A 9,150-nucleotide genomic window follows, 5' to 3' on the forward strand; every position below is an offset into this window, starting at 1 on the left:
GCTTCTTTAAGCGTATCAAGCATTTTCGTCGCGTCGCCACTCGATATGACAAACTCGCCCACAGCTACCTCACCTTTGTCTCCATCGTGTCTGCCTTCGGGCCGCTCTTAAATGTGAGCAGGACCTAACCTGAGCAAGATCGCCGTAATCGGAATCGATGTCATGACGTCATGGTGGACGCGGTTCATGCGGATCGCGATTGCTTTCTGCTTTGGATGTTGGGGAACCCATCACGCCTTGGCGCAGACTTGCTCGGCCACGGTTTCATCGGTGGACTTCGGGCAGATTTCTCCCGCGACGACATCTGCCACAACGGCTACCGGGTCGATCACGGTCTCCTGCACGGGACTGCTCAATCTGCCGGTTCGAGCCTGCGTCAGCCTGGGCACCGGAAGCGGTGGAAACTCATACACGCCGCGCACGGCGACTAGCGGAACGAACACGCTGCAATACAACCTGTACTCCGACAGCGCCGCGACATCGATGTGGGGTTCGCAACTGGCGGGATATTCCCCCGTCACGGTCGACTTTCCGTTGACCGCTCTCGTGACGGCCTACATCGTCGTCCCCATTTATGGCCGCGTTTTACCGGGGCAATCGAAGCTCGTCGCCGGAACCTATCTGTCGACTTTCTCGGGCACGACGCAGGCCCAGATGACGTATCAAGCGTATGTGCTCTCCAACCCGCCGACATGCTCGACGATAACGGGCGCGCCGAGTTCGCTTTCCTTCACGGTGCAAGCCACCGTCATCAACGACTGCACGATCAACGCCTCGAACATCAACTTCGGGGTCTCGGGCTTGCTGAAATCGGCCATCGTGTCGAACAGAACGATCAGCGTCGCGTGCACGAATAATGCAGCGTATTCCGTCGCGCTCAGTGCCGGCAGCGGAAGCGGCGCGACGGTCGCGAACCGGACGATGACACGCAGCGGCGGCAGCGAGCAGGTCAAATACCAGCTATATCAGGATTCGTCGTTGACGAAGCCTTGGGGCGAGGGAACGAGCGGAACCTCTGCCTATGCGGGCGTGGGAAGCGGATCGACGCAGAATATCCCCGTCTATGGCCGCGTTCCCGCTCAGACGACTTCGACGCCGGGATCGTATATCGATACGGTCATCGCCATGATCACCTACTGATTGGAATAACGTCGGTTGCGTTATCCGCGATTCGGCAAGCACGCCACCGTCAGCGCCATTGCCGCATGCAGCGCGGCGAGCAGCAGGAACGTCGCCTCCCACGCATTCCATCCGGCAAGCGCGTGCTGAGCGCCAAGTAGTTCCGCCAGCGCCAGCGCGCATAGCGTCGTTAGAGTCGGGCCGCCGAGCCGCTGGAGGATATTGAGCGTCGTAGTCGCCATCGGCAGATTGCGCGGTTCGACCGATGCGTACGCGGCCGACATCGCCGGCAGCGCCATCGCGCCGAGGCCGGCGCCGCGCACGAACAAGGCCGGCACGAGCGCCGCCACCTGCAGCGGACGCGAGGCTAGCCACGCCAGCATCAAGGTCGCGCCGAGCGACAGCAACGCGCCACCGGTCGCGACCGCGCGATTGCCGAAGCGGCCTGTCAGAAAGCCGAGCGTAGGAAACGCGACCATCATGCCCAGACCGAGCGGCGCGAGCAGCCAGCCCATCTGCGAAGGAGATAGGCCGCACGCCTGAATCAGAAAAAGCGGAATCAACATCTGCCCCGCGAACACCACGCCGTTCGACAGGAATTGCGCGCATGACGCCACCGCGAACGTGCGCTGCCGAAACTAACCGAGATCGATCAGCGCCCGCTCGGCCTTGCGCACTTCCACCCGCACAAAACACGCGAGCAACACAACGCCCACAACCATCGCGACGATGCCCTCGTGTTGCCGGATGCGCTCCGCGCCGAACAATATCAATCCGAGCCCCGGCGACAGCAAAGCCAGACCTAGCCAGTCTAGTTCTCGCGGCTGACGAACTTCACGATCGTCCGGCAGGAACAGCACCGACAAAACCAGCGCCAGCACACCGATCGGCAGATTCACGAGAAACAGCCAGCGCCACGACGCATGTCGAAGAATGACGCCTGCGATCACTGGACCAAGCAGCGGACCGAGCAGGATCGGCACGGTCGCGTAGCCGGCCACGCGCGTGAACTGATTGCCCGCCGCGCGCTTCATCATCAGTTGCGCCATCGGTGCGAGCAAACCGCCGCTCGCGCCTTGCAACAGACGGAAGCCGATCAGCGCATCGGCCGACTATGCGAAGCCGCACAGCAGCGAACTGACCGTGAACGACGAAAAGCACCACAGATAAAGCGCCTTGTCGCCGATCCGGTCGATCAGCCAGCCGTTGAGCGGCAGCACCAGCGTAAGCGCGAGCAGATAACCGCTCGTCACCCATTGAATCGCCGGCAACGTGGCGTGGAGATCCTGCGCGAGACCCGACAGCGACACATTGACGATCGTCGCATCCAGTTGTGCGAGCAGCGAACCGAGTACGGCGACGGCGGTGATCTTCCAGATTTGCGGATCGAGCCGATCGCGTTGCGTCGCGCTCAAAACAGACCTTCGCGACGCACCCGGCCGAAATGAAGCGACGCGAAAACGCCCATGACCAGCACGCCGACGAGCAACGCCACGCTATCCGCGTTCACGCCGGGCGCGAACGGATGATGCATCAGCAGCGCCAGACCGATCGCCGCGTTCAGCATCCCCCACAGAAAATTGACCAGCGACGACGACGGCCCCTTGCCATGCGGCCTCGAGAACGGAGACGGAAACACCTCGCCGCGCAAACCTGCGGTGAGATGCGGCATCGCGTTGCAGAGGAAGGCACCCGCGAAAAAGATCGCAACGACACTCATGGTTCGTCCTTTCAACAAAAATCGGGAAAACCCAGAAAATTAGTTATCCATATAATTGCCGAGCCGCCTGATGAGTGGAATGGCCGCTGCAAGCGTCGCGACTTCCTGCGGATCAAATTCTTCGAGCTTCGCCAGCAGCCATTCGCGCTTGGCCGTCGTGCGCCGCTTGCGCTCGTTCAGCCCTTTGCGCGTGATCGCGAACAGGATCTGGCGGCCGTCCGTGGGATGCGGTTCGCGCGCGACGCATGCCTCGTCTTCGAGGCCGGCGAGGATGGTTTTCATGGACTGCGGCTTCATCGATTCGGCACGCGCGAGATCCGCGGTCGTCATCGGGCCTTCGCGTTCGAGTCGCGCGAGCGCGCTGGATTGCGACAGGTTCAGATCGCCGGGACTGGCGCTGCGCAACCGACGCAAAAGCTGGCCGACAGCCAGCGTCAGATCGGAGACAACGCCATCCAGCGGTGGAGTGGATTCACGGGAGCGGGCCATGCGCGAAGCATGGAACAAGACAGTTAAACTTGCAAGTTTGACTGTCTACTTGCCGACTGCCATCACTTCACATCGGCCTTTTCGCGCACCGGTTTCGATCTGAAGCGATCGCGATACTCGACCGGATTGATCTGCAAACGGCGCAGGAACGTGCGGCGAAATCCGTCGGTGTCGTCGAAGCCGCAGCGGCGCGCGATTTCCCGCAGCGGCAATTCCGTGGCTTCGAGGTAGCGCCGCGCGGCATCGATACGCGCATTGGCGAGAAAGGTCATCGGCGTGATACCGCAATCTTTCGCGAAGATGCGCGAGAGATTGCGCGCGCTCATATGCACGCGCTCCGCGAGCGATGTCACCGTATGACCGACATGCAGGTTATCGAGCATGAACTGCTGCAGCTCGACCGTCTGCGAACCGGGCGACGCCTGCGTTTCCAGCAGCGGACTGAACTGCGACTGTCCGCCCGCGCGACGCAGATAGACGATCAGATACTTCGCGACATCGAGCGCCATTTGCCGCCCGAAGTCGTCTTCGATCATCGCGAGCGACAAGTCGATGCCCGCCGTGACACCGGCCGTCGTGTAGATGCTGCCGTCGCGCACGAAGATATGATCGAGCTCGATACGCGCCTTCGGAAACGTGCTGGCGAGCCGCGGCACGTCCATCCAGTGAGTCGTCACGAGTTTGTTGTCGAGCAGCCCCGCCGATCCCAGCGCGAACAGCCCGTTGCAGATCGCGGACACGTGGCGGCACTGCCGATGCTGCGCGCGCAGCCAATCGCTCAGCGCGGGATCGTCGAAGGCGTCGAAAATGCCGAGGCCGCCCGGCACGATGATGGTGTCGAACTCCGAACACGGATCGAAGATCGTGCGATCCGGCACGGTGGTCAGTCCGCTCGACGATTGCACCGTGCCGCGCGTCGTGCCCACCATCATCATTTCGTACTCGCATTCGCCTCGGCTCAGCACTTTGACTTCGGCGAACGCATCCTTCGGCCCGGCGATATCGAGCAGTTGAAATCCGGGAAAGACGAGCATTCCGACCTTGATGCGTTTCATCGCGGATATCCGGATCCTCTGAAAACAGGCGTGTTATGCGCGGCCCGACGCGCGCGCGACGCACCGGGCAGCGCGATGCGTTCCGCCATCACGCCGAACGCCGCGCCGATGACCGTCCAGATGATCGCCTGCATGCCGATCGACGCCACCCGGAACTTCCACAGCAGCGTGGCGGGAAACTCGGCGGGCACTTCGTCGATGGCCGGCAGCAGCGCGAGCATCGCGGCGGCCATGATCGCGAACGCCAGGAGAGCTGCGAGCGTCGCGTTGGCATAGCCCCATGTGCGCGACAGAGTTTGGCGTACGGTCATCGACAGCAGTGTAATGGCGACGGAAATCCCCATGCACAGAAAATAAAGCGCGGTTCACATGCCGATGGTTTCCGGCGCGCCGACCGAAGGCGGATTCGCCGGATATTTCAGCGCCGGCAACACCACCAGGGCGACGAATGCCGCGAGCGCCAGCCATACCGCAAGCGGCCGCGCGCCCATGTTGCCCGCGCGTCCCCACGCAGCCGCGAAGCACAGCGCGAACAGGCCGCCGAACGCCGCGCCGTAAGCCACCACGCCCGTCAGCAAGCCCGCGCCCGCCTGCGTCTCACGACTGACGATTTCGGGCTCGGGCGCATCGCCGGCGTGGCCGTGAGCTTCGTGGTGTTCGTGGGCTTCGAACGCAATCGCGCGTTCGACTTGCGGCTCGCCCGCGATCCGCGCGAAGCAGAACGCCAGCAGCCCCGCGATCATGCCGACGAGCATGCCGCGCATCAGTAGTTTGCCGACCATCGTCGTCTCCTCGTTAGTGGCAAGGAAAGCCCAGCAGATGGCGTCCGTCATGCACGAATTCGTGGATCGCCATGCCTTGGAAGATCGACGTCGCGCCCTGCTCCGCGCCGACGAAATACAACGCGAGCAGCATCAGCAATCCGCCGAAGATCATCCACGGCAACAGTTCACGCAGCGGAATCCGCTCAAAGGTTTCGGCGGGATGCAGAACGGCTTGATTCATGAAAGTATCTCCAGAAATGTCAGATAAAAATCAGCGCCTGCGCGCCGTCGCGATGGCTTCGATCTCGCCGCGCGACAGCATGCCGCTCGTCTCGACCACGTTCAGCAGCGCTTCCAGAAAGCGCTCGTAGTAGTCCCAGCGCGGCTGATTCGCACAGTCGATCGCCTCCCATTTCCCGATCGACGCGATCAGGCTCTGGCGAAAGTCTTCCCACTCGAAGCAGCCCGCCTTCGACAGCGAGAGCGCGAGACCGAACACGTCGCGCTCCCATCGATTGGTGAAGAACAGCTTGCCCTCAAGACGCGGTGGCGAATCCGGCGCGCCGAGCATCGACGCAGCCGCGTATTCCTCGAAACGCGTGAACATGACGCGCTCCTCAGACCGTGGGCGCGTTGGCGAGCGCGACGCCCATCATCGACTCGGGCGTGACCAGCGCGGCGAGTTCTTCCGCGCTCAAATGTTCCGTGTTCGCGGGGCGCTCCGGCACCACGAACCAGCGGATCTGCGCGCTGCTGTCCCACACTTTCACGTCCTTCGAAGCGGGCACATCCACGCCGAATTCCTGCAACACGGCGCGCGGTTCGCGCACGCCGCGCGCGCGGAAAACCGGGTCCTTGTACCAATACGGCGGCAAGCCGAGCACCGGCCACGGATAGCACGAACACAGCGTGCAGATGATCAGGTTATGCTCGTTCGCATCGTTGGCGACGGCGGCCATATGCTCGCCTTCCGCGCCCGTCATGCCGAGCGGCAGCGACAGTTCGGCGATGGCTTTCGGCGTGTCCTCGACCAGACGCTTGCCGTACTCGGGATCGACCCAGGCGCGCGCGACGATCTTCGCGCCGTTGAAGGGACCGGCCATCGTCTCGAAGTGCTTGAGCACGACATCGACGGAGTCGGTGGCGATCACGCCTTTTTCGATCAGCAAGGCTTCCAGTGCGCGCACTTTAGCGGCGCTCGATGCTTCGCGGTCGTCGGGAAATTCGAAGAGTTGGGTCATGATGGGCTCGTGTCCTGATTCAGGCGGCGGGCTGCACGTAGGCTTCGTACAGGTCGGCGTAAATGGTCGTGTTCGCTTCGCTCTTGCCCCAGATCGACGCGGCATCGAAGGCGATGCGATAGACAGGCATCGGCGCGCCGATTCCGTCCACGTCCGTCGAAACGAAATACGAAAACGCGCCGGGATACACGAGATCGACCACGCCGGTCTTGTTGCGCAAATAGCCCGGCAGACGCGTGTGATCCACCGCTTCGGGATCGCCGATACGCACGGCATCGCCCGCACGAAAACGCGCCGCGCCGTCGAGCGCGTGATAGCCGGAGTCGCCGTTCTGCAAGTACGCATCGATCTGCGCGGTCAGTTCGGCATTGGGATGATCGGGCAACGGCGCATCGGGATGCGCGCTGTAGTGAGCGGTTTTATCCGCGAGTTCCTGCGCCGAGATATAGCCCTGATCGACAAAGAACTGCGCAATGCCGCCGAGCCATTTTTCGTAGTAGCGGTACTTGAAGTACTCGAACGGCTGCATGTCTTCCGCGCCGGTGCGCAGCGACGCCCACGTCCAGTCGCTCTTGAACGCGGTGGGCAGCGTATCGACCGGATAGCGATGCAGCGCGTCGGACAGATGCGCGCTCTCCGCCATCATGACCGTATGAATGCCGAAGATGCGCTGTTCCCACGGCTCCACGAACACGCGCTTCTCGGTGCTGACCGGCCCCAGATTTTCGATGCCGCCAAGATGATGTTGTAGCTTCACGTTGTGCTCCGCTTGAATTGATCCGGTCTCATCCGAGCCCATGCTCGCGTTTGAATTGCAGCGCCTCGCCGACGACTTCGGACACGAAGCCGAAGATCGCGCCCATCACGAGCGCGGCGGCGGCGACCAGCGCCGGATTGCCGATGCCCGCCGTGGTAATGCCTTTGCCCGTCGCCACCATCGTGCCGACCGTCGATGCGAAGCCCCAGACGATGGCGGGCAACACATCGAGCAACTTGATCTTCGATGCCTGCACCATCGCCGCGCTGCCGATGCCCACCAGCACCGCCACCGCGATGGCGCTGCCGCTCGTCGTCGCGATACATAGTAAGGTTACCGAAGCAATCACTAACCCAGTGAGATTCGACGCCACGCTCTTGACGAAGCCCGCGCGCCCGCCGCCGAGCACGAAAAACGACGCCCAGGCGATAAACGTTACCCAGACCGGAACCGGAAAGATCGTGCCCGTGAGCCATGTATCGACGACGGCCAAAACGCCGATACTCACGGTGTATGCCTCTGGCTTTTTCATGCGCGTGCTCCTTGAAGAAAACTGGTTGAGGTGTCAGTTCATGCAACTCAGAAGGCCATCGCGCATCTGCCTGGCGTCGATGTTCCGGCCGATCATCACGAAGCGGCTTTCGCGTGTTTCGTCGCGCATCCATGCACGGCCGAACTTCGTGTCGAGCAGCATGTGCACGCTATGAAAATGCAGGCGGCGCGGTTCGTCGTGCATGTTGAGCACGCCCTTCATGCGCAAGAGCTGTTGCCCGTTGGTCTGCACGAGCTGATTGATCCATCGATTGAAACGCGTCGCGTCGATGGCGCCGGGAACCACGATCGCGCACGAAGCGATGCTGTCGTCGTGTTCGTGATCGTGGCCGTCTTCGTCGAGCAGACCCGGTTCGATGGCGAGCAGGTTGTCGACCGAAAAGCTGCGCGTGTTGAACAGCGCGTGCGCATCGATGGCCGAGCGCTGCGCGTATTCGATGCGCGCGGTCGGATTGAGCCTGCGAATCTCGCCGACGAGCGTGCTCAAGGCATCGCTCGAAACGAGATCCGTCTTGTTGATCACGATGCGGTCGGCGAACACCACCTGCTCGCGCGCGATATCGTCGTGAAGCTGGGCGTGCGCGTGCATCGCGTCGACCACGGCGACGACCGATTCCAGTTCCACGCGCTCGCGCACGTCGGGATCGGCGAGAAAGGTTTGCAGCACGGGCGCAGGATCGGCGAGTCCCGAGGTTTCGATGATCAGCCGTTCCAGGCGATCGCCGAAGCGCATCAGCATGTCGCGCACGCTGGCGACGAGATCGGTGCGCACGGTGCAGCACACGCAGCCGTTGTTGATCTCGATCACCGCGCGTTCGTAGGCGACGATCAACTGGCCGTCGATTCCGACTTCGCCGAATTCGTTGACGACGATGCCGATCTGCATCGGCCGCGTGGTTTCGAGCAGATGATTGACGAGGGTCGTCTTGCCGGCTCCGAGAAAACCGGTGATGACCGTGGCGGGCACTCTGGCGGGTCGCATGGTGATGATCCTTCGCGGGCGTCGATCGAGAACGCATCACCTTTAGCGACTTCCGGGCCGGTTTCGGACGCTTGGCCGCGCCCGGTTGATACTTGGCGCGACGCGATCGGCCGGATGTCCGTTTTATCCGAAACGGCAACGGACGGACAAAAAGCGCCGCGACGCGATGGCGCATGACGGTGCGCGGCGCGCATTGCAAGGGTGCAGCGCGTGCTTCATTTCCGATCGGCAACGGTTTCTTCGCATTAATTCGTACCCGATCCGCGCTATTCGCCCGACGCGCATTTGCCGCTCAAGAATCTCCCGATAGCTACTGTAATGGCAAATGGACGCCGTCAGAGCGTCACTAGGTCCTGTTCACATTTAAGAGCGGCCCGAAGGCAGACACGATGGAGACAAAGGTGAGGTAGCTGTGGGCGAGTTTGTCATATCGAGTGGCGACGCGACGAAAATGCTTGATACGCTTAAAGA

At 62.2% G+C, this 9,150-nt stretch carries 10 protein-coding genes and 4 pseudogenes; 2 read left to right on the top strand and 12 right to left on the bottom strand.

From position 1 onward, the window contains the following. Both BVER_RS32875 and BVER_RS25200 read left to right on the top strand, forming a co-directional pair. Positions 1–128: pseudogene (locus BVER_RS32875) on the top strand (IS5/IS1182 family transposase); the annotation flags it as partial. A gap of 58 nt (positions 129–186) precedes the next feature. Then, entirely contained in the window at positions 187–1,140 is a 954-nt protein-coding gene (locus BVER_RS25200) for a Csu type fimbrial protein (protein WP_083452345.1), read from the top strand. A gap of 20 nt (positions 1,141–1,160) precedes the next feature. On the opposite strand, the pseudogene BVER_RS25205 reads toward BVER_RS25200, so the two are convergent. The 12 genes and pseudogenes from BVER_RS25205 to BVER_RS32880 all read right to left on the bottom strand — a co-directional run. Then, positions 1,161–2,534, bottom strand: a pseudogene (locus BVER_RS25205) (DHA2 family efflux MFS transporter permease subunit). Next, positions 2,531–2,839 (bottom strand): hypothetical protein, encoded by a 309-nt coding sequence (locus BVER_RS25210; RefSeq protein WP_050455587.1) that lies wholly within the window; start codon positions 2,837–2,839, stop codon positions 2,531–2,533. The pseudogene BVER_RS25205 and the gene BVER_RS25210 overlap by 4 nt, the downstream one beginning before the upstream one ends. A 39-nt stretch (positions 2,840–2,878) precedes the next feature. Further along, on the bottom strand, positions 2,879–3,328 hold the full coding sequence (locus tag BVER_RS25215) for a MarR family winged helix-turn-helix transcriptional regulator (protein ID WP_050455588.1): 450 nt from the start codon (positions 3,326–3,328) through the stop codon (positions 2,879–2,881). A 62-nt stretch (positions 3,329–3,390) separates the two neighbouring features. Next, positions 3,391–4,383, bottom strand: coding sequence for a GlxA family transcriptional regulator (locus BVER_RS25220; RefSeq protein WP_050455589.1), 993 nt, complete (start codon positions 4,381–4,383; stop codon positions 3,391–3,393). Further along, positions 4,380–5,165: pseudogene (locus BVER_RS25225) on the bottom strand (CbtA family protein). The gene BVER_RS25220 and the pseudogene BVER_RS25225 overlap by 4 nt, the downstream one beginning before the upstream one ends. Positions 5,166–5,178: 13 nt before the next feature. Then, positions 5,179–5,388 (bottom strand): CbtB domain-containing protein, encoded by a 210-nt coding sequence (locus BVER_RS25230; protein WP_050455590.1) that lies wholly within the window; start codon positions 5,386–5,388, stop codon positions 5,179–5,181. Between the two features lie 30 nt (positions 5,389–5,418). Beyond that, positions 5,419–5,754: a nitrile hydratase accessory protein gene (locus tag BVER_RS25235; RefSeq protein ID WP_050455591.1), complete on the bottom strand. Its 336-nt coding sequence runs from the start codon at positions 5,752–5,754 to the stop codon at positions 5,419–5,421. A 10-nt stretch (positions 5,755–5,764) separates the two neighbouring features. Next, positions 5,765–6,388, bottom strand: a complete 624-nt coding sequence (gene nthA, locus BVER_RS25240) for a nitrile hydratase subunit alpha (RefSeq protein ID WP_050455592.1) — start codon at positions 6,386–6,388, stop codon at positions 5,765–5,767. Positions 6,389–6,407: 19 nt separating this feature from the next. Then, positions 6,408–7,145, bottom strand: a complete 738-nt coding sequence (gene nthB / locus BVER_RS25245) for a nitrile hydratase subunit beta (protein WP_050455595.1) — start codon at positions 7,143–7,145, stop codon at positions 6,408–6,410. A 28-nt stretch (positions 7,146–7,173) separates the two neighbouring features. Next, a complete protein-coding gene (locus tag BVER_RS25250; RefSeq protein WP_050455593.1) occupies positions 7,174–7,677 on the bottom strand; it encodes a DUF1097 domain-containing protein in 504 nt (167 codons plus the stop codon). 33 nt (positions 7,678–7,710) lie between these two features. Next, complete coding sequence (locus BVER_RS25255) at positions 7,711–8,679, bottom strand: CobW family GTP-binding protein (RefSeq protein WP_050455594.1); 969 nt, start codon at positions 8,677–8,679, stop codon at positions 7,711–7,713. A gap of 346 nt (positions 8,680–9,025) precedes the next feature. Continuing rightward, a pseudogene (locus BVER_RS32880) lies at positions 9,026–9,150 on the bottom strand (IS5/IS1182 family transposase); the annotation flags it as partial.

It is taken from the genome of Candidatus Burkholderia verschuerenii, from assembly GCF_001189365.1.
In the GTDB taxonomy this organism is placed as follows: domain Bacteria; phylum Pseudomonadota; class Gammaproteobacteria; order Burkholderiales; family Burkholderiaceae; genus Caballeronia; species Caballeronia verschuerenii.